Origin of the sequence: Escherichia sp. E1130, assembly GCF_005781065.1 — a bacterium.
Classification (GTDB): Bacteria; Pseudomonadota; Gammaproteobacteria; order Enterobacterales; family Enterobacteriaceae; genus Escherichia.
Genome location: NZ_VATL01000016.1, coordinates 129,578 through 152,913, shown reverse-complemented (window position 1 = coordinate 152,913; position 23,336 = coordinate 129,578). Strand labels below are relative to the sequence as shown.

Below are 23,336 nucleotides of genomic sequence, written 5' to 3'. Positions count from 1 at the left end.
TTAGACCGTATAGTGCAGCGCAGATTTATCAGTAAGGAATTTGTTTGTCCCGTAAAATGACAGGAATTGTCAAAACCTTTGATCGCAAAAGCGGCAAAGGATTCATCATCCCCTCCGACGGTCGTAAAGAAGTCCAGGTCCATATTTCCGCATTCACCCCCCGCGACGCAGAAGTGCTCACCCCAGGGTTACGCGTGGAATTTTGCCGCGTCAATGGCCTGCGTGGCCCCTCAGCGGCAAATGTTTATTTGTCCTGATGGAGAGTGCATGCCGGAATGCGTGCTTCATTCACGATTTGCGTAAAACCAGCCAACGAACACATGCCCTGCGCGTTTCTTTCGCCACACTCAGCCAACGTTAACGCCACTTCGCCTGGCGGTGTTTTTAGCGACAGCGGCGTTTTGTCACGCATCTGCTGTAGGGTCTGGAATACCAGCGATACCTGAATCCACTGGCTGTTATCACTAAGTCGCCGCCAACGTTCAAAAACCAGTTCGCCCCCCGGTGGGGTATTATCCGGCTGGCCTGGTAGCGTCCAGTTAAGCTCTAGCGCGCCCCCCAGATTCGCCAGATTAGTGTCGTGTCCGGCAATAAATAGCAGCGAAGTGGGTAATGTCACGCCATAAACCTGTTGTTGCGTGTTATTTGGCGTCAGCGCCGTCAGCACTAAATCCAGCAACGGCGTGGCGCGACTACGGGCAACCTCTGGTGTCCGTTGCAGCAAATAAAACTGCGCGTTATGCAGACTTAGCAAGGTGTTCCACTGGTGTGAATCAGTAATTCGCCCCCAGCCAGGCTCCGGCATTCCCTGTGCCTGTTGCAGGAGAAATATCTCCGTCAGCATTGAAGCCAGACTTGCCGCACCGGTCAGAGATACATTGTCATCACTCACTTTGAGTTCGGACGGCAATGCCTGAGTCAACGTACAACTTTCGTCCTGATTGTCTCGTTTAAGGCACAGATTTGATTGCTGGAAATTGAGAACCTGCTCCAGTTCGCGAAATGCGGTTTGCCGATGCTCGGTAAACTCCGCTATCGATCCCCCTGCTCTACTGAGAATAGTCGCGGTAACGTTCGGCTTATCCAGTTGGCAAACGCCAGTTTTAAGGGGATTAAACAGGGGATCGGGCCGGGAAGTATCTGGCTGGGTATGTACTGTAATCGTACAGTTGGGTGCCAGCCCGGCAGCAAAGGCTTCACCTGTTTTACGCGTACGTTCATCGACATCCGCAATAATCGCAACCTGATCAGGTTTCGGGCAGCCATTTTTTGCCAGTAAACCGTCAGCGACCAGGCGTTGGCGTTGATAATGCCCAAGATAAGTGACCAGTTCGCCGCCACGCGGGGTCAACCAGCCCAATTTCACCGGCCACTCAGGCCATGTGTCTGGAGTGACATCCTGCATGAGTGGCGTGGCTTTGGTGGGCGCACGCACGCCATGACGGCTGACAATCACCACCCGCTCCAGCTTCAGTTCCGGCTCACTCTGAGCGAATGCAGGTGGCGAGGTTAACGGAATCAGAAGAGATAAAAATGGGATCAAAATCGCTTTCATCGATATGTTTCCGTTTTTCATATCCGACATGACTGCCTGATGCGACGCGTCGTATCAGGCCTAAGTTCGTTGTACGCCAGTCATCCCTTCAGACGCGGATCCAGCCATACCAACACGACGGTAGAAAGCGAACACATCAACAAAATGCCGACGAACCACAATAGATACCACATTGTTCATGCTCCTTAGTACAGCTCATGATCGTGACGGCGCAGAGTTTCAGTCGTCATACGACCCCACATTTTGTAGTAGCTCCATAGAGTGTAGAGCAACACTATTGGCAAAAATATCAGTACAATTACTAACATAATGCTAAGTGTCAGTTGGCTGGAGGTACTGTCCCACACGGTCAGGCTAGATATCGGACTGATACTCGAAGGCATAACAAAGGGAAATAACGTAACGCCAGCGGTGAAAATCACACCAAATTGCATCAATGACGCCATCAGAAATCCCCAACCGGGGCGACCACGGTAAATTGCCATCGCCGTCAGTAACGGGCAGAAGAAGCCGAGCAGTGGGAAGATCCACAAAACTGGCGATTCGATGAAGTTATTCATCCAGGCGCCTGGCAGTACCGTCACCATTTTCATCAGTGGATTGGACGGACCGTTGACATCCTGAGCGAGTAACACAAAGCCATCAATACCGACCCACAGCCAGTATCCCGCCAGCAGGAAGCAGAGCATCACCAGCAGCGCGGCGCGTTTGGTCGCCAGTTGTGAACGCAGATGAATAGCGCCAACGGTTTTCAGCTGCAACCAGACGCCCCCTTGCAAAATCACCATACCCAGACTGAGCAAGCCGCACAGCAAAGGGAATGGCGTCAGCAACTGCCAGAAGCTACCGAGATACTCCACGCGTAATTGTGGTGTGAAGCTAAACGGCACGCCAAGTAACAAGTTACCAAACGCAATACCAAAGACCACAGGCGGGACCAGACTACCAATGACCAGACCGGCATCCCACATTTTGCGCCAGCGGGCATCCGCTATTTTGCCACGATAATCAAAAGCTAATGGGCGGAAGAACAGCGAGCACAGCACCAGGATCATCGCCACATAAAAGCCAGAAAACGCCGCTGCGTAGACTCTGGGCCAGGCGGCAAATAATGCCCCACCTGCGAGGATCAGCCAGACCTGGTTACCCTCCCAGTGAGCGCCAACGCTGTTGATCACTATCCGGCGTTCATCATCGTCACGCGCCACCAGTGGCAGCAGACAACCGATCCCCATATCAAATCCGTCGGTGACCATAAAGACCACCAGGATGACGCCCATCAGCAGCCACCAGATGAACCGTAATGTTTCATAATCAAACATGACTCTCTCCTTTACCCCTGTTGCTGCGCTGGTTGTTCACTCTGCATCGCACTCGGCCCCAGGCGGGCATATTTCTGCATCAGGTAGACTTCGGCGATTAAGAACAGGGTGTAAAGCCCTACGATCATGATCAGAGAGAAGGCCAGTTGGCCCGTGGTTAATGCAGAGTGCGCGGAGTATGTCGGTAAGATGTCCTGAATCGCCCACGGCTGACGACCAAACTCGGTCATAAACCACCCGGCTTCAATGGCAATCCACGGCAGTGGCAAACTCCAGAGCGCCATTTTCAGCACCCAGCGATGTTGATCGATTTTGCCGCGCAGCGTCTGGACGAGCGCAATCAGCATCACCAGTAACAGCAGCGAACCGCAGCCAACCATGATGCGGAAACTCCAGAATACCGGCGCAACTTGCGGGATTGCGCCACGCATCGCCGCCTGGTACTGCGCAGCAGTGACATGATTCATATCCGGTGCATAACGAGAGAGCAGCATGCCGTAACCGAGATCGCCTTCTAACTCGCGAAACGCCTGTAATACATGCGGCTCGCGGTTGCCCTGCGATATCTCCTGCATTAACAGCCAGGCTATGCGTCCGCGTTGCAGCCGTGGGTAGGTTTCGGCCATCAAATTTTTCAGCCCGGGAACAGGTTTATCCAATGAATGAGTGGCGAGGATCCCTAACAGGGCCGGGATTTTAATGGAAAAAGCGTTGCGTTCTTGATCCTGTTCCGGCCATGCAACGAGATGGAACGGCGCGGGTGCAGGTTCAGTTTGCCACTCCCCTTCCATCGCCGCCAGTTTTACCGGCTGTACTCGTGCGACTTCATATGCAGAGCTGTCTCCGAGTTGCAGCGCGCCGATTATCGCCAGGGTCCCGAAGACAGAACCGATGGCAAACGAGCGGAGTGCAACGTCGCGCTCCCGCCCACGCAGCAAATACCACGCGCTGATCGCCATAATGAACATCGCCCCGGTCACATAACCTGCCATCACCGTGTGCACAAATTTCACCTGGCTGACAGGGTTAAAGACCAGATCGCTGAAGCTGGTCATCTCCATACGCAGGGTATCGATATCGAAATGCGCCCCGGTCGGGAACTGCATCCAGCCATTGGCATTCAAGATCCACAATGCGGAGATATTTGAACCGAATGCCACCAGCCAGGTGACCAACAGGTGTTGATATTTGTTCAGGCGTTGCCAGCCGAAGAAGAACAGACCAACAAAAGTGGATTCGAGGAAGAAGGCCATTAATGCTTCCATCGCCAGCGGTGCGCCGAAAATGTCGCCTACATAGTTGGAATAGAATGACCAGTTAGTACCAAACTGAAACTCCATCGTCAGGCCGGTGGCCACGCCGAGAGCAAAGTTGATACCGAAGAGCTTACCCCAGAAACGCGTCATATCGCGGTAGATTGTTTTGCCGGTAACCACGTAAATAGTTTCCATGATGGCCAGCAAAAAAATCAGCCCCAGGGTAAGGGGCACAAATAAAAAGTGATACAGCGCGGTCAGCGCAAACTGCCAGCGCGATAAGTCAATAACATCCCACATGCTAACTCCTGTAGGCGAAGAGAGGGTAATAACCCTTTAATAGTAGATCCCTCTTTTTATCCTTACAGTTTGTAGGTAGTTGTATTCGCTAATTGCGATATTCACAGGACCGAAAGCGATATTTGCCACCGTTTTTACTGTTGTGCGCTTTCCGCCAGCCACTGACAAACCTCGCCGAGACGCTGCGCAGAGTCCGCCAGATCTTCCGGCGCAGCCAGCACAACTTCGGGTATCGGGCAGATTTCATAACTCTCAAGCAGAGGGCCTTTTAAGGTGTCCATACAGCGTAAATGCCAGACATGGCGTAATCCCGTAGCATTGATATAGCTCTCGCCGTAGCCAATGGTCCGAATCTGAATATTGCCCGGTCCGCAAAGACGCGACAGAAAAAGCCGGTCAGCTTCGCTGATGGGTAATTGCGTCAGGTTAATACTGTGCGGCTGCGCGTCGGGGTTTCGTACATGCGCCAGCAACTCATGGGCCAGCGGTAAGCCATTCATCAGGCCATTGATGGGGGGCGGTAATAGCGAATCTGTCGGCAGCGCGTTTTGCGTTGCCGCCTGCCACAACGCCAGCGGCGCGCAGCCAGCCTCCAGTTTGTCCTCCAGCAACTGTTCGCCGCGACGTCTGCGTACACGCCATAATCCACAGAATATCGCCTCCTGAATTTCACTTTCACTGCCGTCAGCGTGCTGGATGCGCACTGATACTTCCCCTTCCCCAAGCAGCGTATTGATGAAATGACGATCGTCGGCGTTGAGATTTAACAGATCGACTGCCAGCACCTCGCCCAACGGCAGCTGACGTTCGCTTAGTTGATGTTGCAACTCGTTTAACAGCGCCATCACCTGCGGGCTGTGAGCACATTGCTCCAGTGCCGCCATACTTGGTTCATCATTCACCTGACAGGTAATCGGCAGTGGATTCATACTGAAACTGTCGTCGCCAGGTTGTGTTCCCGGTCCCAGCAGATGGAAGAAAGTGTCGCTCATGAGGCTCGCTCCTGTTGCGGTTCGACAAGCCCGCGCATCAGGTTTATCAGTTCCGCCCACGGGTGAATACCATTCAGCACGCCGCGATAGTTTCCGCCGGTAAACACTAAAGTGGCGGGAAAGCGAAAGACGCCAAAGCGATCGCCGATGGCTTCGCTCTGCTCAAGATCGGCAATCGCCACCTTCCACACATAGTCTGGAAACTCGCGCAGTAGCTCGCCGATCATTACCGGATTGTCGCTGACTTCAGGCGTCCGTTTTGGGTCACAGCTTAACAACACCACGCCGTCTGGCGCTTGCGTAAGCCAGTCATCAAGACAAGATTCACTAACCTGCGTCCAGCCGCGCGCCAGCATTCGTTGCCACAACGCATCAAATGGCGTGTCGTTGCTCATCCCTGCTCCTCCAGCGTCATCCGGTACTGGCGCAAGCGAACGCCTTCGTAATTTTCCATCGACAGACAGTCATAATTGAGACAACGAGACTCCTCAGTCGGTTGCGGTACAACTCCCCACTCAGCCAGCTGTACCAGCGCCGTCTGTTCCGCAGCGGGCAGTTGCTCTCGCGCCAGTTCGCTCAGGCTGCCGCCGTAGTCGTCGAGCATCGCGGGTTGCAGGCCGACGAGGGCAATATGTGCTGGCAGATGTCCGCGGATATCTGCCAGCGCCAGCACTTCGGAGAAACTGTTCTGGTGCAGGCTCATTTTCTTCGCACTGAGATAGGCCGGAATACGTTCTCCGGCATAGGTTCGTAGCGTTCCTGGCTCCAGCCCATAATCAATGGCATCGAGAATCAACAAGTGGCTGGCGCTTTCGACATAGCCCAGCAAGTTCAGCCCCTGAGTGCCGCCATCAACAATCTCCACTTCCTCGGGCCAGTGATAATGGGCATACAGCCGTTCTGCCACCCGCACGCCGAAGCCTTCATCGGCCCACAGCAGGTTACCCAGCCCCATTACCACCACGCGTTGCTCGCTCATGAACGCTCCTTGTTGCTTTTGACTTTAAAAAATTTGTGGCTGCGGTAGCCATTCACCATAGTGGAGATCACCGTGTCATCAGACATGATGTCTTCACGCAGCGCCATGTACACATGACCGATCACAAACGCGCCAATCAGCCACATCCCCAGCCGATGCCAGCTGTGAATGTCCATTGAGTTGCCGCCCGTCCAGTAGAAAAATTCCACCACGTAACGGAACGGTGTGAAGATGGCATACTGACTATGTTCGCTGAACAGCGCAAAACCGGTGACGATCATAAAAACGGACATCAGGAAATAGCCGAACATCGCGGCCTGGGCGATGGGATTATGACCAATATCAGCACTCGGGCGTTTTGCCAGAAACAGATACCAGCGGATTTCATACCACACGCCCAACCACCAGCGTTTACGCCACACCGGCACGATGAACAGCTCGCGTGAGTAGCGATTACCGACAAATGCCCAGTAGATCCGCATCAGTAATATCACAGTAAAAATCATCCCGGCACTGAAGTGAATTAACCGGATGTACCCCATGTAGAACAGATAAGTCGCCTCGCCGCTGACCGAAGGCAGCGGTTTACCAATAAAGTAGCCAGTAACCATCAACACTGCCATGCACAGCACTGTCAGCCAGTGCCAGATCCGCACGGGCGCTTCAAAGACATAGTGGCTGACAACGTTGTCGCTTTTCTGTTGCATGATGATTCTCCTTCGCTGTTAACGCACCTGCACGGAGATAAGCTCGCTGCCATCGTCGCCCAGCACGTGAGTTGAACAGGCGAGGCACGGGTCGAAGCTGTGCAAAGTACGCAGGATTTCCAGCGGCTGTTCAGGAATAGCCATTTTGGTGTTCATCAGCGCCGCTTCATACGCACCAATTTGCCCTTTGGGATCGCGCGGGCTGGCGTTCCAGGTGGTCGGCACCACGCACTGATAGAGATCAATCTTGCCATCGCGAATGGCGGCCCAGTGGCCTAACGCCCCGCGCGGCGCTTCGGTAAAGCCGACGCCCCGGCACTCTTTCGGCCAGGTAGTAGGCTCCCATTTGTCAGTGGAGGCGGTGGCGAGATTGCCGTTTTTCAGGTTGGTCATCAGCTTGTCAAAGAAGTATTGCAACTTACCTGCGGCCCACTGCGCTTCGTGCGCGCGGCACAAAATGCGGCCCAACGTTGACTGGATGCCATAAAGCGGCAGGTTCAACGCCGACATCATACGATCGACAGACTCAACGGTTGCCGCATCGCCTTTGTGGTAAGCGATTAATGTGCGCGCCAGTGGCCCCACTTCCATCGCATGACCGCGCCAGCGTGGCGCTTTGATCCACGAGTAGCGTTCCTGTTCATTCAGCTGCTGAATGTTGGTGTCACTGCCTTTGACATCGCCGGGGTTGTACCACGGATCGGTAATACCATCGAAGGGATGACGTCCAACCCGATCGTCGGGATAACGATACCAGGCGTGATCGACAAACTCCTGCACCTGCTGCGGATCAACCAAATCCACTGGCAACACGTTTTTGAAGTCGCCGTTAATTACTGCGCCGCCAGGCATCAACAGACTTTTTTCGCCAAAGTCGTTGGCGATATCGGGGAACGCACCGTAGCTGAGGACGCATTGATCCGAAAGGCCCGTGCCGATTTCGCTCCACGGTTTGTTGAACTGGCCGATGGCTAAAGCGTCGGGGATCATCACGTTATTAATGAAGTCCGCCGTACGGGTGATAATCGACTGCACCAGGTTCAGGCGTTCCATATTGACCGCACCGACCGCGCCGCTTTCGTCAATGTTAATTGCGCATGGCATCCCGCCGACAATCCAGTTTGGATGAGGGTTTTTACCGCCAAAGACCGCGTGGATTTTGACAATTTCACGCTGAAAATCGAGAGCTTCGAGATAGTGGGCAAAGCCCATCAGGTTGGCTTCTGGCGGCAGTTTATATTGCGGATGGCCCCAGTAGCCGTTACGGAAGATCCCCAACTGCCCGCCTTCAACAAATTTCTTCAGTCGGTTTTGTACGTCGAAGAAATAGCCAGGGGACGATTTCGGCCACGAAGAGAGGCTTTGCGCCAGTTCGGAGGTTTTCCGCGGATCAGCTTTCAGCGCATCTAACACATCGATCCAGTCCATCCCGGCGAGCTGATAGAAATGCACCAGGTGATCGTGGCACCAGAGCGTTGCCAGCATAATATTGCGGATGATATTGGCGTTGTCCGGCACTTTAATACCGATGGCATCTTCGATGGCGTAAACCGAAGCCAGAGCGTGTACGCCGGTACAGACGCCGCAGATACGTTCAACGAACGCCCACGCATCGCGCGGATCGCGCCCTTGCAGGATGATCTCCAGCCCGCGAAACATCGTGCCGCAGGAGACGGCATTGGTTATCACATTCTGATCGTTGATATTTACTTCGCAGCGCATATGGCCTTCGATGCGCGTGATCGGGTCGACCACCAGGCGGCGTCCGGCATTGTTGATGGTGTATCCCTGAGTTTCGTACTGAGTGCTCATGCCTGTTTATCCTCGTTGCCCGGCTGTTGTTCTGCTTCTGCAAGTTGCTGGTTATGACGTCTGCGCTGGTCAACGGCGCTGGCGACTGCATGTACGCCAACTGCCGCAGCCACCACGCCAAGCGCGGTTAAGCCGACGGTATCGGCGGTGGAATGAGTCCCCATTTGCGGAATATCGACCACGCGACTGTAGAACGAGCCACGATCCCAGAAGCCATTTTCAGAACAGCCAAGACAACCGTGACCAGACTGAATCGGGAAGGAAACGCCATCATTCCAGCGGGTAGAGGAACTGGCGTTATACGTAGTTGGCCCTTTGCAGCCCATTTTGTACAGGCAGTAACCTTTACGCGCCGCGTCATCATCCCAACTCTGCACAAACTCTCCGGCGTCGAAGTGGGCGCGGCGATAGCATTTATCGTGAATACGCTGACCATAGAACATCAGCGGACGCCCCATTCTGTCGACATCCGGCAGGCGATCGAACGTCACCATGTAAGTAATGATGGCGCTCATCACATCCGGGATTGGCGGGCAGCCAGGCACTTTGATAATGGGTTTGTCGGTGATGACTTTGTCGATAGGCGTTGCCTGCGTCGGATTGGGCCGCGCGGCCTGCACGCAGCCCCATGAAGCGCAGGTTCCCCATGCGATAATCGCACTGGCTCCGGCAGCGGCACGTTTGAGTTTTTCAATAAACGGCCTACCGCTGCTGATACAGAACATCCCCTGCTCACCCAGTGGCGGATTGCCCTCCACCGCAAGGATATATTTACCATTGTATTGTGTGATGATGTCTTCAAAGACTTCTTCCGCCTGAGTTCCGGCGGCAGCCATCAGAGTATCGTCGTAGTCGAGAGAAATAAGGGAAAGAATGACATCCTTCGCCAGTGGGTGAGCGGAGCGGATAAAAGATTCGGTACAGCAGGTGCATTCCAGACCGTGGATCCATACCACCGGAATGCGCGGTTTATTTTCCAGCGCCCAGGCAATCTTTGGTGCCATTCCCGCGCCTAATCCCAGCGAGGTTGCAGCCAGACTGCAATATTTGAGAAAGCTGCGCCGGGTGACCCCCTGACGCCGCATGGCCTGGTAAAATGTCTCCTCGTTATTCATATCGCACGTCTCTTCTCCTTGCGACACCAGCAGGACGCCGGGCGCTTATGGTCGGCAAGCGACGTCCCTGTAGCAAGGCAAACCATCGTTTTACGTGAGAGGCTGAAAACGAAAGCTCATCCTTCTGCACTGGCGCACGTCGCCAGAAAGTATTGTTAATAAAGCGTAGTGAAACTTTTGCACAAAACAATACAAACTGTGTGGATTTGTCTTTTAGCGATAAAAATGGGCCTTATTTTCCTTAAGGTTTGGCGCAGAACGATTACGAGCTCATTTTTATGGCGACAGAATACCCAAATTGCTGTTATTTCACGCAATCAACGCGCATTTGTCTGTTTTTCAAGCAAACAAACAAATTGGGGGTTTACACGACGCATCGGGATGTTTATAGTTCGCGTCATTCCGGAAGTGTGGCCGAGCGGTTGAAGGCACCGGTCTTGAAAACCGGCGACCCGAAAGGGTTCCAGAGTTCGAATCTCTGCGCTTCCGCCAGATTAAACAAGGGGTTAGCAATAAGCTGACCCCTTTGTTTTTGAGGCGAAGAATAAAAAAGAATATTCCCGGAGAATATCAGAAATCGCAAACTGAATAATTATTCAGTTTGTGTCTTTTGCCTTCCTCAGATCTCCCTCCTGTTAATGCCTTCATCAATGGCGCTGCACCATCCTTGTGGATGACAATGTAATGCGCACTTCTCGCCAGTTCGATAAAAGCCTCCAGCGTTGCGACATGCTCATCAGCTCCAATGGCCCTTGTCTTGATTATTTCTCCATTTCGAAGGGTGATTAATATTCTGCTTTCGCCGGAGGGGAGTTTCCCTGTTGCCCCGTCTGCTAACAGACAATGAATGTACTCTATGGCATCCATCACTTGTGCGCGGGTGAGTTGTTCAATACTACCGACGCCAAAGCGCTGGTGGATAAGCTGATAGGCTTCCTGAAATGCCATGCAGCGCATACCGACAAGAAGGTGAACGGCGTCACGTAGTGGCGTTCGATGCATCGGAGTGGTCAGGACAATTGATTCTTTGTTCTGACTGAGTTGCTTCTCGCACTCAATGAAGTATCGGCGGATCTGGCGGCCTTTTTCGTTGCGCTCAACCATCGCCAGTTCCTTGGCGGTGTCCAGGGTGATGTAGAAGTCCTTGCGGCCACGCCCATGACCTATTTCCCGTTTTTGGGAAATAGCTATGTAGTCCTGATTTTCAACGAATTGATACTCGTTTAGTCGGTCAGTAATCCAAGTAGCGAAGCGCTTGCCTACTTCGAGGAAGGCGTGCAGATCGCGGGCATTGCAGAGCAGGTGGGGGTCGTTGGATATCGTGCCGTTGAAAACGGGGATGAGTTGATTGGTCATTTTTATGTCCTTTGCATTTGTTCAGATAGCCCTGTGTTCAGCAGGGCGGTCAGGTACTTGAACACCGTGCAAAGTCGGCCCGTATCCTTAACCTTTCGGCTGTTTTTCGGTATACGCGCTACCCGACCATATCTGAAAAATGGACATAAAAAATCCGCATGACTGACAGGTGCGGTTTCCGCTTTGCAAGGTGTGTTCAGCACCATGAAGCGGAATATAGCCCCGTTGATGCGGATTTGTCAAACTACTGGCCATTTATCAAAGGACGATCCAGCGTCGGACTGATTTGCACCTTTCTGTCGTAGATAAGCACCTGACTTTCTGTTTTGTGACCGCTAAATATCTGCTTATCCCTGCTACTCCCCTCAAAATCTGAAATGGCTTTTGCCTTTATATCGTGAAACGTGTAATCCAGTTGCCGGCCCAGTTCGCTTTGTGCGGCACGTACGGCCTTTAGCCAGCGATTATTGAACGTCTTGCGGATGAACTGAGCACGATCGTTGTTATAGATAACCAGTGAATCAGGTGAGAGCCTCGGGCATTCTGTCTGTGCCGTTTCCAGCGCCTGCCGAAGGCGGGGCGTCCACACCTTAATTTGCTTTTTCCCTGTCTTACCCTGCTGGATAAAAATCCCCTTGTCAGATATCTGCATCCAGCGCAGAGCGAGTACATCAGCTTGCCGGGCTGCGCACAGGTACGATATTTCCATTGCTGCCCTGACGACGTGATCTGCATGTTTATAAATCGCCAGGTAGTCTTCGTCAGTGATGTATTGCTCGCGGGCCTTGAGAGAGAATTTACTGACGCCGGCGCACGGGTTTCCCTTAACGTAACCGCGTTCGTATCCCCAGCGGTAAACACGCGACATACTGCTCATTTCCTGGTTAGCCTGATTTTTACTTTGTAGGCCACGACGATCCATAAACTGACGAACGTCTTCCGGTTTGATTAAATCAGCTTTAACTTTACCGAATACGACAAGTAGTTTTTTCTGATGTTGCAGGTAATCCCGCTGGGTTCGTATTGCAAGCTCGGTGTAGTAGGCGCTTTTAAGAAACATCTTCCAGAGCTTTTCGAACGTCATCACATCTGAATAATTGCGTCGCTCTTCTTCGTACCGTTTCCATAACGCCGACATAGTGAAGGTGATTGGTCCAAGCGTCACGGTCTCCCGCGAGGTGGGTTTGTAGTAGTAACGAGTTCTGGTTTTTGATACGCGCGGGGGTAACCTGTTATCACCCGGATCCTTTCTTCTGCGCCCCATTTAAATAGCTCCAAAATCGGGTTTCTCTTCTGTACTGGTCTGCACGGTGATCTGTCCGTTCAGTACAGCGTTGATATGTGTCCAGGTAACCATCGGGCGTCCTTCCCGGTCGGGAATGTACGACACGCCGCCACGGTCCAGTATTTCCCGTTGTTTGGATGGTTTCTGATAGCCGGTAAACTCAATCAGTTCAGCGTCTGTTAGCAGATCGTTTTCTCTGGTCATGTTGGTCTTTCCTCATCATCCGGTACACAGCGTCGTCAGCATCACTGCAGGCGCGTTCGATGTCGGACTGGGTCAGTGTCTTCTTTCGTACGCTTGCCGATAACCGGCCAATCTTTATATCGAAATCTGTGAGCAGAGTAGCTCCGGGTTGCCATCGCAGCATTGCGACCTCCTGTGAATAGTGAGGCCGCAATGCTAGCGGTAGCGGGGTTTTATTTCTGATTACGCTTAATCAGGTTTGCAGGGAGGAATGCGCCTTTCTCACGCGTAACCTTCACGTTTTTCGGCAGACGCATACCCAGTTCACAACGGCTGCGGGCTTCAATAATTCCGTTACTACCGTCAGGGAGAACAACATGTACCGCATCGCCACGTTTGAGAGATAGTTTCAGCATATCAGCGCACCTGCAATGAACGTTCGCCGATCTCAAGATGGGCGCCCGGTACCGGGTTTAACAGTTCGGCAGGTACTTCACCGCCATCAGCGGTGATTTGCGCTGCGGCAGCTTCCGCAGCCTCGATTGCCTCTTTGATGGCTTTTTTGTCCGGGGCGATAATCGTCTGAACAGTTACCAGATCATCAGGCAATAGCTTTTCGTTATCGATCACAACGCTGATGCTGCCTTTACGGGCAGTGAAAGTGTTTTTAGGTGTCTTGAGCTTATCCAGATTCGCGGCCATAAGGCACGACAGAATATATTTCCTGAGCGTTTTATCTTTATTTTCGAAAGACTTTTTGCGCTCCGCCAGGCGCTTCATTTCCTCATCACAGGTTTTGGCATGTCCGAGATTATTGCGGGCTAATACCATGATGGCATCCAGCTTATCCGCCAGTTCTCCTTCAATGCCTTCCAGAGTATCGGCGATCATTTCCGGAGTCAGTTCATCTGAGCTTTCCAGCAATTGCAGCAGGTTGGTATAGTCGGCAGCTAACGCGATTGCAGTAGTCATTATGCTTTCTCCTGTACTTTTTTCAGTTCGGCGATACGTCCATCTTTGATAGTTGTCAGGCGACGCAGACGCCCACCTAAGTAACGGGCATGCTGTGTGTCACCTTTCGCCTCTGCATCCTTGCGATGCACCTCCGCTTCGCGAGCAATCGAAGAATAGACCTTGTTGATCTCGTGCTCTGATACAGCAGATGCAATGGTGTTAGCGACTCGGGTCAGTTTGTCGTCCAGTTCCTGACGTACGCGGGCGGCATCCTCGGCGTTTTCGCTGGCGTTTTTGAGCGCGAATTCTGCTTTATTTTTCTGGCGATACTCCGGGTTATCGTACAGGCCCATGAAAATATCAGCGCAGAAACCAAGTGCAGACAGCGCTTTTTTGGTTGCGTCAGTCAGTGATTTTTTTGTCGCTTCACCATCGCAAATAGGGCCGTATTTGCTGCCGTAAATATACGGGGTACACCCGAATGAAATCTCTTCACCGCGCGCACCATTCCGGATGTACCAAAGTCTGATTTTGATAACGTGGTGTTTCTCTGTCAGGATGCCGCCTACACCGTCGGGAATAAACTCCCATGTATTGTTACCGTCAGTCCCTTTGACTGCGCGAGTAATTGGCGCGCCATCGTCAAAGCGTTCTTCAAGAATATCCACACCCCAGCCGATACCTTTCGGACCAAATTCGCGGGTAGCGATCATGGTCATGTAGGTGCCATTGATTGAGGTTCCGCCGCCATTCACAGAGAACGCAGTAGTAAAACGCTCATCTGTTTTGAACACCTCTTTCCACAATTCCAGGTTATCGCGTTCAGTAGACTGCATTTCGTTGATGCTCTGAACCAGTTCAGATGCCTGCGGGAGCTGCTCTTCACGTTTAACGCGCTCGACAAGTTGATCCGCATCCTGAACGAGAGTTTTTACTTTATCGCTCAGCTTTTCTTCCTGCTGGTCAGTTTCGTCATGGTTCGTTGCATAAACGCCGTAACCCATGCTGTTCAACTTTTCTCGGGCCTGTGTTGCCTGGTCTTCTGTAACAGTTCCTTGTTCGGTCACTTCCTGTTTTTCACCTTCCTTTGAGGCGGTTTCAGGCAGAAGATTATCAACAGAGAACATTCCATTGCCGAGGTTTGATACCTGAGGTTGGGAATCTGTTTTAACCCATTTAGGATCGTTAGGGTCGCTGATACCTTCGACGTACTCGCCGCGCTCTGCCGCAAGCAGTTTGCTGGTTCTCTCCGCATCAGTACCAGCACACTCGAACTGACCATTTTCAGCCAGCCAGGAATCAATATGGTGCCGCAGTGACTCAGGGAAATGGTATGTATCTTTAGCAGGTGCATTCTGAATAACGCCAAAAACACTGGGGCGGTCATACTTCAGGATCTGCTCTGTCGTACGTAGTGCCGCTGACCAGCGTTTGAAATCTTCTCGGTCTTCTTCAATGATGTGTTCAGCAGATCGTAGCGCACGAACTGATACTGTTTCTGTGAAATTAATCGGGAGAAGGGCGAGGGCAATTTCCTGATCCAGTGTGGCATAAGAATGCTTATATCCGCGCTGTGGTGCTACTTTGTTACTGTCATTGTTGACACCATCATTATTCAATGCGGTATTTTCCGGCCGCATTTCTTCACGCTTACGAGGATTTTCCATCCAGCGTTTAATGAACTGTGAAATTGCTGCCTTACCCGGTGCCTGGCCTTCAAATTTAGCGAAGATGGCCTGAATCAGATTGTTTACCCCCTCAACATGCATGTGACGAACGGGTTCGTTATTTTCCAGGGCATGAAGAATATTAGAATTCAGCCGATCGTCATCATCAAACGGCTCGTGGCTATTTTCCAGATTATCAAGATAATCCAGCACCTGAGAGTACAGTACACCGTCAATGGGGGAATCACTGAACATAAGAATGGCAATGAAGCGTTCACGAGCTGGCAGCTTCGTCAGATCGATTATCTCGTCGTTGGCTGGCAAATTTAAAGTACTGGTGTCTGAATCGTTGGCGATCCACTTTTCCCCGTCTAATGTGTTCGCCTGAGCAAATTGCTCATCAAATTTTCCGACTTCCGGACGAGGCTGGCCCTCTGAATCTTCCCAGATTTTAGGTTTAAAATAGTTGTCGCCATTTGCAGGATAATGCTCCCAGAGTTTGCCGATGATGATACTTTCAGCGACTTTTTTATTTGGCGCTTCGATGCTGATTGCCAATGCAACAGCACCATCCTTGATAGCAGATTTCTTCGGCTCGAACAGACAGTTATAAATTGTCACTTGGTCTTTCCTCTTTGGTTACTGGCGCTGGTCTGGCGCCGGTTGATCAAAATGGGATGTCGCTTTCCTGAACAGGTGAGTGATCAATACAGAGCAGTTGCTGTATTTTGTCGTCAACCTGGGCTATCTGACTTTGCGCCAAAGTTGCGATTTTCTCTTTCTGGTCACGCAACTGGTCGACCTGCAGAGCAATAATGTCGAATGGCTCTGGTTGGTTTACATCGATGGATATATTGCGCGTTTCCAGCAAGACATATTGATCTGGAAAACTACGTGACATGTCACAGGTGGCGACAATGATTTTTTCCTGAGAGAAAGTGTTGGCGTTGTAATGGATGTACAGCTTTACGGGGATGGTTAGCGCTTCCATAGCGGCTCCTTAGTGATATATACTCAGAGCCGATCAGTGTTGGCTCTGTCCTGCATTGGTCTTTCCTCTCCGCAGGGTTGGTCCCCTGCGGAACAATCCGGGTGGTTTGGTCGCCGCCCGGGGTAACTGGCCCGCCTTGTGCGGGCCTTTTGCCATCTAAAGGGTGCCGGTCTTTCCCGGCAGTCAGGCTGGTGAGGCCATCAGGTCTTTCCTCTTCCGGTCTTCCCCGGTGCCAGAGCTGGTCATGCTCGGTTTACGCTGGTCAGGCGTTGTACTTCCTTCGGTCTTTCCCTGGTGTCACATTGTGGGTTTGGCCTCTCCGTCTGGAGACTCAGTCACAACGGTAAAATCGTAACTGTGTGAAAAAAAGTGCCCACCGTGGTGGCTGGGCAAAGACTACACACAGCAATTTTGGATTCATTGCGGTCTTTCCCGCATGTCATCGTACTGGCGGCGACCCGCGAATTCGTTGCCTGTCTTTTAGCCACTTCAGGCTCGGTGGTATACTGGGCGTTCTCACATAACCAGCAAGGTAAAAACATGAGTCAACTTTCTAAAATGCTTGAGGAAATTAAGCCAAAAGTCTCAGAAGCCACTCTGGAAGCAACAAACGTAATGCTTGATGAAGCCCTTAAACTGTTAACTTCAGAACAACTAAAAGCCCTTAAAAACAATGTCACCCTTCGATTTCCTGATGTAGATGGACCATCTAACGGAGATGGTGTATCGGTCACTTACCAATTACAGGCACTTATCAAGCAAATCTTCAGTCGCTGAAATCAGATGTTTAACTTGGGTTTTTAGCACCTCATCGCTACCAATCAGTTGCTGCATGCCTGCGATGGTGGCAGCAATTCTCTCTGCTGCCGCTTTTTTCTCACCTTCCATCTCGCGCTCTGAAAAAAGAGCAATGAATGCGTCACGAACCTGTTTGGCCTGCTCTTTAGCGGGACCGCGGTTAACCTCATTGCCTGCAAAACCTGAAACTGTATTGATTTCGTCTGCCAGGCATTTGGCGGCAATTACCTGCACTTCGTGTGGCAGCTTGCTGAATTCCATCACTCACCCCATTGCTTTGTTGTTAGCGCCGATTCCCTCATCCGCTTTACGCCCGGCGGCGGAACGTTTTTCTGAACAACTGCCGCGTGGTTAGTGCGTCGTTGATGGAAGTTAATTTAATAAAGGTTAAATTATCAGTCAACATAAATTTGTTTATAAAAGTTAAATAAAAGGGCGACACTCATCCATTTATTTGATTTTAATGGATTTATTTTTTCTTGGAGGTTTTTCTTGCTTGGAGCAATTCGTAAAACAGACGATTAAAATCGTCCACTTTTCCGCGAAGCTCAGTTAAATGGCGTTCTTTTTCTGAACTGGGTAGTGCCCTGAAAAGCTCGAGTAGCTGCTCTTCAAGCTCATCTAATGTGATCTTATCTTCTTCAGATACTGCTGGAGGCTCGGGCTGTTTGTCTTCGTCCCCGTATAAAATCCAGGTGGGTGAACATTGCAGGGCCTGACTCAACTGGAACAAGTTCCTGCCCTGAGGCTCGTTGTCATCGTTTTCCCATTTAGAGATTGTGACGTGCGATACCTGCGCGAGTTTTGCGACTTCACGCTGAGTTAGGTTGAGTTCTTTACGTCGCTTTTTAATGCGCTCGCCAGGGCTGATTTTGTTCATGTAGTTAATATAAATTTACTTGACTTAATTTTCTTTAACTCGTAATTTTGTTTCTTAAAGTTAACAAAATGGAGATCGGCAATGTTTAAAAACGATGCTTTAGCGTTCTTTGGGAGCGCCACAAAGCTGGCTCGAGCCGCAGGAGTTTCACTTCCAGCAGTATCTCGCTGGGGAAATGTGATACCTGAGCGCCGAGCTGCAAGGTTGGATCGTGTTACTGATGGGGCTTTGAAATATGACCCCGAATTTTATCTGGAACCGAACAACACAACTGCAGCTTAACAAAGAGCGTATTTGAAATCTGATTACGCTTAATCAGGTTTTCAGCGACAGGAGACGCGACGAAGTGGAAAACCTCGACGAACTGAAAAGAGAAATCTTCAACTGGGCTGCTGAGCGTGGCCAGGAACATGTTGCTATTGAGATCACTCGCATGTGGTTTCGAATGGGTGGCAATACCAGCTACGTAAAACTTCACCCGATGGAGGATTCGAAAGGTAATGCTGACTGGCGGGCTATCAACAACAACCGGCAGCAGATTTTTCGCTGGCTACGTGGTGAGACGAAAGCGGCAAGAATCAAAACGAAAGCGCTGGCCATGGCGATGGAAGCTGCGTTGCCTGCGGAACGATATGCACAGCTGGGAATGACCACTCAGCAGTTAATTTGCATTGCGATTCGTGATTTTGCCGCGGCGATTATTGCTCTGTTGCTTGAAGCAAGGGATCGACCCCAGCGTATAGCGCAGGCATTACAAGCCATACAGGAAACACAGCGCCTGACCAGCGTTTAACTTGTATCGAGGAAAGACCAATATGCTGACTTCAATCGACCGCATTACATGGCGGAACGGATTTCGACTAAACGGGGTGCCAGCCACCCTGGATGATATCGAAGATATTTTCGAAGGCCGTCGCGCAGCTGCGCTATCTATCTGGGCGCAGTATGAAAAACTGAAAGAAGAACTCCGTGAAATGGAATTGTCATCTGAGGAATATCAGGCGGCATGTCGTCAAATCGCCGAAACTCTGGGGATTTGATCATGAATATACTCCCACTACTCGACAGGCCGATCGCCTTCCAGCGTAGTTTTATTCGCCTGAATATTGGTGTTACTGCCTCGCTTTTTCTTTCACAAATGACCTACTGGACTAACCGATCCGACGATGACGGGTGGGTATATAAAACCCAAGAAGAATGGGAAGAAGAAACAGGCCTTTCTCGCTATGAGCAGGAAGGGGCGCGTAAAAAACTTCGCTCAATTGGTGTACTGCTGGAAAAACGAAAAGGTGTTCCTGCTCGACTTTTCTACAAGGTTGATAATGACGTTTTATATCAGGTACTTATAGCCGCAAACAAGAATGCGGAAAAAACACATACTGGAGTGCGGAAAACCACCAGACAAGTAAGTGGAAAACCAGCAAATATTCATACAGAGATTACTACAGAGAATATATATCCCTCTAAATCTCCCGTTGGGAGAGTTGGCGGACATGTATTGCGTGAGCAACTGATTTCCCTTCTCGAAGGTAAATTTGATTTTGAAAAAGCAGGTGAGCTTCACGATGCTGTTGAGTCTGCGATTGTTGGTGCAGGCTTTGACTGCCAGCGCGAATACCCGGTAGCTGATCGTGGTAACGGTCGCAGAGGCCGCGTTGATTTACTAGTAACTGGAAGCGATGGTGAACAATGCGGTATTGAAATTGATCGAATCAACGTGCGGGATAAATCCATAACAAAATTAAAACAGCTTAGTGATGGCTTTATTCTGGTCAGAGATGGCGTAATTACAGAACGCTACGAATTTGACGGGATCACTGTGATTGGTGCGCATCCAGAAACATCCTCGGTTGCTAATATTTCCCGCGAACAAATCCTTGCAGATGCTAAAAAAGCACTAGATTTTTACAATGTGCAAACCGGTACTCGCTGCCGTGACATGAAGCCGTTCCTGGCGCTTATGACCCCTACGACTACCCGAGACGGCTATACGCTGGATGATGTTCAGTTAGTTATTCGTTGGGTACTGGCTACCTGGCGCCGCCGGGGTGACAGCCTCCCTAAACCGGCAAATATCTGTCGAGTATGCCGCTTCGATGGTTATCTGGCTGACGCTGAGGCATGGGCCACCACCGAAGCCAGTATTGATCCGGTTGCGGTAGTCGATGCTTACAACGAAATTTTTGCTGATGTGCTACCTGCTGCAACCCTGGACGCCGATCGCCGCCAGATGATTACACGCCTCGCAGCCCACATGATCAATAAAACTACAGGCGCGTTTCTGGGATACCTTGAGAAATTTCGCAACACCGCTCCTGAATTTTATTTCGGTGGCGAGCATCACGACGGCTGGCGTGCCAGTTTTGATTATCTCATGAAACCCGAAACACTGCGTAAAACCAGGGAAGAGGCATTATGAATCCTCAGGAACTGGAAGCGTGTGTGCTGGCTGGCCTGTTGAATGGCGGTGCTTCTCCTGACGCATTTGACGTGATCGCCTCCACGCCAGAAGAATCATTCAGCATTGGTTTTCATCGCCGTACATTCAGCGAGATAAAAAAACAGGCGCTGACTAACGGCATGATCGACATGTTATTCATCAGCGAAGCGCTGGGCGGTTCAAGTCTGGCTGACCTGTCTGAAATATCCCGTATCCCCGCAACGGTGCCGAACCTGAAAGGGTATGCCGGGAAGATGGTTAAGGCCTGGCGCAGCCGCGCGCTGGCGAAACTTCTGCAGGATGGCGCTGACGGCATCCGCAAAGCTGCCAACCAGGAGCAACGAGATCAAGTGGTCGAAAATGCAGTGGCGCAGCTGCTGGACATGACTGCTGATAGTGGCGACGTTCAGCCGGTACACATCAACGAGCTTTTGCCCGCTTACATGGACACAGTACAGAAACGTATGGACGGTGACGAATCCACGCGCAATTTGCTGACTGGTATTGCGGATCTTGATAACGCAACAGGCAGTATTAACCCGCAGGATCTTATTGTCGTGGCTGGTCGCCCAGGCATGGGTAAAACAGAGTTTGCGCTTACCGTCGTTGAAGGTGTGACGGCAAAGGGCGGCGGCGCGTTGATTTTCAGCATGGAAATGGCGGCGGCTCAGATTGTTGAACGTTCGCTAGCTGGTGCCGGAAACTTGTCCGTTTCTCGCCTGCGTAATCCTCAGGACATGTACGACGAGGACTGGGCGAGATTGACCGCAGCCATTGGAGAACTTACAGACAGGGACATCTGGATTGTCGATGCGACCGATCTCACAGTCGAACAGATCCGCGCTATCGCGGAGACACACAAGCGACGCCATCCGCATCTGGCAATGATCATGGTCGACTATCTCGGCCTGATTAAGAAACCGAAAGCAGAGCGTAACGACCTTGCCGTAGCGCACATTTCCCGCAATCTCAAAACGATGGCTATGCGGCTACATACACCGACCTTTGCGCTCAGCCAGCTTTCCCGCGCGGTTGATACGCGTCCGGCGGCGCAGCGTCGCCCGGTAATGTCAGACCTGCGTGATTCTGGTTCCATCGAGCAGGACGCTGACAGCATCCTGTTTCTGTACCGCGATGAAGTTTATAACCCTGAAAGCCCGGCGGCTGGTGTGGCTGAGGTCATTCTCGGCAAATGCCGGTTTGCGGCTGCTGGTACTGTGGTTTATCAGGAATTTAAAAACGGTCACTTTCTGCCAATCGATCAGCTCGTCGGCAAAGAGAAGACCCGTATTCAACTGGAGGCAGCAAAACCCAGAAAACAGCAACGGAAGTATGCAGAGAAGTACAACACCGACGCATTCTAAAACGCCTGACCAGCGTGAAATACAATGAGGAAAGACCAATGACCGATTTAATTTATCCTAAAGTAGCGACAGATGACGATGCCTGTGACTGGACAAACGTAATCATCTGGCGGATGAACGCAGGTGCTAGGGCTCGCAGCCGTTCAGTTTATGTGCCTTGCCCGCGCCCAGTACCTGTTCCGGGATTAACTGCTCGCGCGGCCAAAAAAACTAAAAAATCAAAACCTGTTGAAACCAACCCACGGTGTTTCAGTAAGACGCATACGGGAACCGTTATTTATTCAGGTGGAGAGAAGACAGTAAAACTTCGCGAAACAGCAACTGTATGGACTTCCGGAAGCAAAGAGAATTACGACAAAAAAACGGGCTATAGGGTAGGTATTACCAGCCGCTGTTGTCTGCTGTTGGATACCATAAAACCCATTGAGAATCCCACTGAATCCCAATTAACCCAAAAATCCAGCGAACTGCCGGCGGAACACCTTGTGGCGATTATGAAGGGTAAAACGCTCTCATATCAGGGGATCATGTCTGCGATCAAAAAATATTACCCGGACATCAAAATAAGCCTGGATCAACTTCAGAAACGCGTCTTTGCGCTTTGCATGTCTAACTTTGTTGGCATCGAGCGGCATGACGACATGCCCGTTACACACTTCACGCTGAAAAGCGTTGATCCCCGTTTCTACGTTCACTCAGAGAAAAACATGAGGACTTAAGGCATGGCCGGGCAATCGGATTACCTCCCGCCCGGTCTCCCGCTCAATCGTGCAAAATGGCCACAAGAGTGCCAACTCAAAGAGCATTACGACATGCGCGCCGCTGCGCTCGTTCGTCAGCTCTATGAGCGTAAAGTTACTCGCCAGACTGTTATTCAGCACATTGACGCGACGCCGGAGAGTTATCGGGAGTTTTTCAGACAACGTTTGAATTATTGGCGGCAGCAGCACGAAGGGGGATCTGGTGGATAAACAACTGGTTGAGAAATGGGTCACGAATACTGAAGCGAAAAATGCCGCATCGATTGCTGCCGCCAACCGGGTTCGCCAGCAACTGCTGGTCCATGCAGATGCAGCTATGCTCGACTGGCGCACAGAGTTAATGCTGGGGGAAATCAGCGACACCGGCAGAGCAAAACTGTCGGCCTGGCTGAATTATAAGAATAAGGTTAAGTCGGTTGATGTTACAACCGACCCTGAACATGTTAGCTGGCCTGATTTGTCGGAGGCGTAGGCCATATGATATCCGGTACGATAAAGATTATCCAAAATACAACAAAGTACTTTAAATCAATATGTTATATCGCTATATATTGAGTTTATTTGATTTTTAATACGCAAATATATACACATTATCATTTTCCTCTCTCCGGTAGTCTAT

Annotated in this window: 27 protein-coding genes, 1 tRNA gene and 2 pseudogenes; 11 read left to right on the top strand and 19 right to left on the bottom strand. The window is 51.1% G+C overall.

The window, feature by feature from the left end; all coding sequences use genetic code 11:
• The first annotated feature begins 44 nt into the window (after positions 1 to 44).
• A complete protein-coding gene (gene cspH, locus FEK66_RS16165; protein WP_130205408.1) occupies positions 45 to 257 on the top strand; it encodes a cold shock-like protein CspH in 213 nt (70 codons plus the stop codon).
• Here the strand turns inward: cspH and FEK66_RS16160 are convergent.
• From FEK66_RS16160 to hyaA, 10 genes are all read right to left on the bottom strand, one after another.
• On the bottom strand, positions 245 to 1,555 hold the full coding sequence (locus FEK66_RS16160) for an AppA family phytase/histidine-type acid phosphatase (protein WP_135493688.1): 1,311 nt from the start codon (positions 1,553 to 1,555) through the stop codon (positions 245 to 247). The genes cspH and FEK66_RS16160 overlap by 13 nt on opposite strands.
• Positions 1,556 to 1,635: 80 nt before the next feature.
• On the bottom strand, positions 1,636 to 1,728 hold the full coding sequence (cbdX, locus tag FEK66_RS16155; protein ID WP_032161491.1) for a cytochrome bd-II oxidase subunit CbdX: 93 nt from the start codon (positions 1,726 to 1,728) through the stop codon (positions 1,636 to 1,638).
• Between the two features lie 12 nt (positions 1,729 to 1,740).
• Positions 1,741 to 2,877: a cytochrome d ubiquinol oxidase subunit II gene (gene appB / locus FEK66_RS16150; RefSeq protein WP_130205404.1), complete on the bottom strand. Its 1,137-nt coding sequence runs from the start codon at positions 2,875 to 2,877 to the stop codon at positions 1,741 to 1,743.
• A gap of 11 nt (positions 2,878 to 2,888) precedes the next feature.
• Positions 2,889 to 4,433, bottom strand: a complete 1,545-nt coding sequence (gene appC, locus FEK66_RS16145; RefSeq protein WP_138211502.1) for a cytochrome bd-II oxidase subunit 1 — start codon at positions 4,431 to 4,433, stop codon at positions 2,889 to 2,891.
• A gap of 134 nt (positions 4,434 to 4,567) precedes the next feature.
• Positions 4,568 to 5,425 carry a hydrogenase expression/formation protein gene (locus FEK66_RS16140; protein WP_131162309.1) on the bottom strand — a complete coding sequence of 286 codons (858 nt, stop codon included), beginning with the start codon at positions 5,423 to 5,425 and terminating at the stop codon, positions 4,568 to 4,570.
• A complete protein-coding gene (gene hyaE, locus FEK66_RS16135; RefSeq protein ID WP_130205397.1) occupies positions 5,422 to 5,820 on the bottom strand; it encodes a hydrogenase-1 operon protein HyaE in 399 nt (132 codons plus the stop codon). The genes FEK66_RS16140 and hyaE overlap by 4 nt, the downstream gene beginning before the upstream one ends.
• A complete protein-coding gene (hyaD, locus tag FEK66_RS16130; RefSeq protein ID WP_131162311.1) occupies positions 5,817 to 6,404 on the bottom strand; it encodes a hydrogenase 1 maturation protease in 588 nt (195 codons plus the stop codon). Before hyaD ends, hyaE begins: the two co-directional genes overlap by 4 nt.
• Positions 6,401 to 7,111 (bottom strand): Ni/Fe-hydrogenase b-type cytochrome subunit, encoded by a 711-nt coding sequence (gene hyaC, locus FEK66_RS16125; protein WP_130205393.1) that lies wholly within the window; start codon positions 7,109 to 7,111, stop codon positions 6,401 to 6,403. The genes hyaD and hyaC overlap by 4 nt, the downstream gene beginning before the upstream one ends.
• Positions 7,112 to 7,129: 18 nt before the next feature.
• The gene (gene hyaB, locus FEK66_RS16120; protein WP_130215797.1) at positions 7,130 to 8,923 is read right to left on the bottom strand and encodes a Ni/Fe-hydrogenase large subunit; all 1,794 of its coding nucleotides are present in this window, start codon (positions 8,921 to 8,923) and stop codon (positions 7,130 to 7,132) included.
• The gene (gene hyaA / locus FEK66_RS16115) at positions 8,920 to 10,038 is read right to left on the bottom strand and encodes a hydrogenase 1 small subunit (RefSeq protein ID WP_135493685.1); all 1,119 of its coding nucleotides are present in this window, start codon (positions 10,036 to 10,038) and stop codon (positions 8,920 to 8,922) included. The genes hyaB and hyaA overlap by 4 nt, the downstream gene beginning before the upstream one ends.
• A gap of 404 nt (positions 10,039 to 10,442) precedes the next feature.
• Here hyaA and FEK66_RS16105 point away from each other — a divergent pair.
• Positions 10,443 to 10,530, top strand: a tRNA-Ser gene (locus FEK66_RS16105).
• Positions 10,531 to 11,058: 528 nt separating this feature from the next.
• On the opposite strand, the pseudogene FEK66_RS16100 reads toward FEK66_RS16105, so the two are convergent.
• From FEK66_RS16100 to FEK66_RS16065, 7 genes and pseudogenes are all read right to left on the bottom strand, one after another.
• Positions 11,059 to 11,394 (bottom strand): annotated as a pseudogene (locus FEK66_RS16100) (antA/AntB antirepressor family protein); the annotation flags it as partial.
• Between the two features lie 244 nt (positions 11,395 to 11,638).
• Positions 11,639 to 12,658 (bottom strand): tyrosine-type recombinase/integrase, encoded by a 1,020-nt coding sequence (locus FEK66_RS16095; protein ID WP_135493684.1) that lies wholly within the window; start codon positions 12,656 to 12,658, stop codon positions 11,639 to 11,641.
• The gene (locus FEK66_RS16090; RefSeq protein WP_001643772.1) at positions 12,659 to 12,883 is read right to left on the bottom strand and encodes a DUF4224 domain-containing protein; all 225 of its coding nucleotides are present in this window, start codon (positions 12,881 to 12,883) and stop codon (positions 12,659 to 12,661) included.
• Positions 12,884 to 13,095: 212 nt separating this feature from the next.
• On the bottom strand, positions 13,096 to 13,278 hold the full coding sequence (locus FEK66_RS16080; RefSeq protein WP_135493683.1) for a hypothetical protein: 183 nt from the start codon (positions 13,276 to 13,278) through the stop codon (positions 13,096 to 13,098).
• Position 13,279: 1 nt separating this feature from the next.
• Positions 13,280 to 13,834, bottom strand: a complete 555-nt coding sequence (locus FEK66_RS16075) for a siphovirus Gp157 family protein (RefSeq protein ID WP_135493682.1) — start codon at positions 13,832 to 13,834, stop codon at positions 13,280 to 13,282.
• The gene (locus tag FEK66_RS16070; protein ID WP_138211501.1) at positions 13,834 to 16,104 is read right to left on the bottom strand and encodes a hypothetical protein; all 2,271 of its coding nucleotides are present in this window, start codon (positions 16,102 to 16,104) and stop codon (positions 13,834 to 13,836) included. The genes FEK66_RS16075 and FEK66_RS16070 overlap by 1 nt, the downstream gene beginning before the upstream one ends.
• A gap of 46 nt (positions 16,105 to 16,150) precedes the next feature.
• Positions 16,151 to 16,474, bottom strand: a complete 324-nt coding sequence (locus FEK66_RS16065) for a hypothetical protein (RefSeq protein ID WP_135493681.1) — start codon at positions 16,472 to 16,474, stop codon at positions 16,151 to 16,153.
• A gap of 540 nt (positions 16,475 to 17,014) precedes the next feature.
• Here FEK66_RS16065 and FEK66_RS16060 point away from each other — a divergent pair.
• Entirely contained in the window at positions 17,015 to 17,251 is a 237-nt protein-coding gene (locus FEK66_RS16060) for a hypothetical protein (RefSeq protein WP_138211500.1), read from the top strand.
• Here FEK66_RS16060 and FEK66_RS16055 read toward each other — a convergent pair.
• Positions 17,216 to 17,533 (bottom strand): hypothetical protein, encoded by a 318-nt coding sequence (locus FEK66_RS16055; protein WP_135493679.1) that lies wholly within the window; start codon positions 17,531 to 17,533, stop codon positions 17,216 to 17,218. The genes FEK66_RS16060 and FEK66_RS16055 overlap by 36 nt on opposite strands.
• A gap of 208 nt (positions 17,534 to 17,741) precedes the next feature.
• Positions 17,742 to 18,152 carry a helix-turn-helix domain-containing protein gene (locus tag FEK66_RS16050; protein ID WP_135493678.1) on the bottom strand — a complete coding sequence of 137 codons (411 nt, stop codon included), beginning with the start codon at positions 18,150 to 18,152 and terminating at the stop codon, positions 17,742 to 17,744.
• An 81-nt stretch (positions 18,153 to 18,233) separates the two neighbouring features.
• Here FEK66_RS16050 and FEK66_RS16045 point away from each other — a divergent pair, with 81 nt between their 5' ends.
• The 8 genes and pseudogenes from FEK66_RS16045 (at position 18,234) to FEK66_RS16005 (ending at position 23,189) form a co-directional block, all read left to right on the top strand.
• Entirely contained in the window at positions 18,234 to 18,434 is a 201-nt protein-coding gene (locus FEK66_RS16045; RefSeq protein ID WP_048241305.1) for a Cro/CI family transcriptional regulator, read from the top strand.
• Positions 18,435 to 18,498: 64 nt separating this feature from the next.
• Positions 18,499 to 18,945: a toxin YdaT family protein gene (locus FEK66_RS16035; protein ID WP_135493676.1), complete on the top strand. Its 447-nt coding sequence runs from the start codon at positions 18,499 to 18,501 to the stop codon at positions 18,943 to 18,945.
• Between the two features lie 22 nt (positions 18,946 to 18,967).
• The gene (locus FEK66_RS16030; protein ID WP_135493675.1) at positions 18,968 to 19,192 is read left to right on the top strand and encodes a hypothetical protein; all 225 of its coding nucleotides are present in this window, start codon (positions 18,968 to 18,970) and stop codon (positions 19,190 to 19,192) included.
• Positions 19,193 to 20,019: 827 nt separating this feature from the next.
• A pseudogene (locus tag FEK66_RS26295) lies at positions 20,020 to 20,571 on the top strand (replication protein RepO); the annotation flags it as partial.
• On the top strand, positions 20,568 to 21,956 hold the full coding sequence (locus FEK66_RS16020; protein ID WP_135493674.1) for a replicative DNA helicase: 1,389 nt from the start codon (positions 20,568 to 20,570) through the stop codon (positions 21,954 to 21,956). The pseudogene FEK66_RS26295 and the gene FEK66_RS16020, both read left to right, overlap by 4 nt.
• 38 nt (positions 21,957 to 21,994) lie before the next feature.
• Positions 21,995 to 22,675, top strand: a complete 681-nt coding sequence (locus FEK66_RS16015) for a hypothetical protein (protein WP_135493673.1) — start codon at positions 21,995 to 21,997, stop codon at positions 22,673 to 22,675.
• A 3-nt stretch (positions 22,676 to 22,678) separates the two neighbouring features.
• Entirely contained in the window at positions 22,679 to 22,927 is a 249-nt protein-coding gene (locus tag FEK66_RS16010; protein ID WP_048241297.1) for a hypothetical protein, read from the top strand.
• A gap of 4 nt (positions 22,928 to 22,931) precedes the next feature.
• Positions 22,932 to 23,189 carry a tail fiber assembly protein gene (locus FEK66_RS16005; protein WP_240782901.1) on the top strand — a complete coding sequence of 86 codons (258 nt, stop codon included), beginning with the start codon at positions 22,932 to 22,934 and terminating at the stop codon, positions 23,187 to 23,189.
• Positions 23,190 to 23,336: the final 147 nt, after the last annotated feature.

Bases quoted from the DNA above. Each gene is read 5' to 3' on its own strand.
- FEK66_RS16090 (WP_001643772.1), bottom strand. From the start codon at position 12,883: ATGACCAGAGAAAACGATCTGCTAACAGACGCTGAACTGATTGAGTTT.
- hyaD (WP_131162311.1), bottom strand. From the start codon at position 6,404: ATGAGCGAGCAACGCGTGGTGGTAATGGGGCTGGGTAACCTGCTGTGG.
- hyaA (WP_135493685.1), bottom strand. From the start codon at position 10,038: ATGAATAACGAGGAGACATTTTACCAGGCCATGCGGCGTCAGGGGGTC.
- FEK66_RS16065 (WP_135493681.1), bottom strand. From the start codon at position 16,474: ATGGAAGCGCTAACCATCCCCGTAAAGCTGTACATCCATTACAACGCC.
- FEK66_RS16080 (WP_135493683.1), bottom strand. From the start codon at position 13,278: ATGCTGAAACTATCTCTCAAACGTGGCGATGCGGTACATGTTGTTCTC.
- FEK66_RS16160 (WP_135493688.1), bottom strand. From the start codon at position 1,555: ATGAAAGCGATTTTGATCCCATTTTTATCTCTTCTGATTCCGTTAACC.
- FEK66_RS16060 (WP_138211500.1), top strand. From the start codon at position 17,015: ATGAGTCAACTTTCTAAAATGCTTGAGGAAATTAAGCCAAAAGTCTCA.
- FEK66_RS16095 (WP_135493684.1), bottom strand. From the start codon at position 12,658: ATGGGGCGCAGAAGAAAGGATCCGGGTGATAACAGGTTACCCCCGCGC.
- hyaC (WP_130205393.1), bottom strand. From the start codon at position 7,111: ATGCAACAGAAAAGCGACAACGTTGTCAGCCACTATGTCTTTGAAGCG.
- FEK66_RS16020 (WP_135493674.1), top strand. From the start codon at position 20,568: ATGAATCCTCAGGAACTGGAAGCGTGTGTGCTGGCTGGCCTGTTGAAT.
- cbdX (WP_032161491.1), bottom strand. From the start codon at position 1,728: ATGTGGTATCTATTGTGGTTCGTCGGCATTTTGTTGATGTGTTCGCTT.
- FEK66_RS16075 (WP_135493682.1), bottom strand. From the start codon at position 13,834: ATGACTACTGCAATCGCGTTAGCTGCCGACTATACCAACCTGCTGCAA.
- FEK66_RS16045 (WP_048241305.1), top strand. From the start codon at position 18,234: ATGTTTAAAAACGATGCTTTAGCGTTCTTTGGGAGCGCCACAAAGCTG.
- FEK66_RS16030 (WP_135493675.1), top strand. From the start codon at position 18,968: ATGCTGACTTCAATCGACCGCATTACATGGCGGAACGGATTTCGACTA.
- hyaE (WP_130205397.1), bottom strand. From the start codon at position 5,820: ATGAGCAACGACACGCCATTTGATGCGTTGTGGCAACGAATGCTGGCG.
- FEK66_RS16010 (WP_048241297.1), top strand. From the start codon at position 22,679: ATGGCCGGGCAATCGGATTACCTCCCGCCCGGTCTCCCGCTCAATCGT.
- FEK66_RS16015 (WP_135493673.1), top strand. From the start codon at position 21,995: ATGACCGATTTAATTTATCCTAAAGTAGCGACAGATGACGATGCCTGT.
- FEK66_RS16055 (WP_135493679.1), bottom strand. From the start codon at position 17,533: ATGGAATTCAGCAAGCTGCCACACGAAGTGCAGGTAATTGCCGCCAAA.
- appC (WP_138211502.1), bottom strand. From the start codon at position 4,433: ATGTGGGATGTTATTGACTTATCGCGCTGGCAGTTTGCGCTGACCGCG.
- appB (WP_130205404.1), bottom strand. From the start codon at position 2,877: ATGTTTGATTATGAAACATTACGGTTCATCTGGTGGCTGCTGATGGGC.
- FEK66_RS16050 (WP_135493678.1), bottom strand. From the start codon at position 18,152: ATGAACAAAATCAGCCCTGGCGAGCGCATTAAAAAGCGACGTAAAGAA.
- FEK66_RS16140 (WP_131162309.1), bottom strand. From the start codon at position 5,425: ATGAGCGACACTTTCTTCCATCTGCTGGGACCGGGAACACAACCTGGC.
- hyaB (WP_130215797.1), bottom strand. From the start codon at position 8,923: ATGAGCACTCAGTACGAAACTCAGGGATACACCATCAACAATGCCGGA.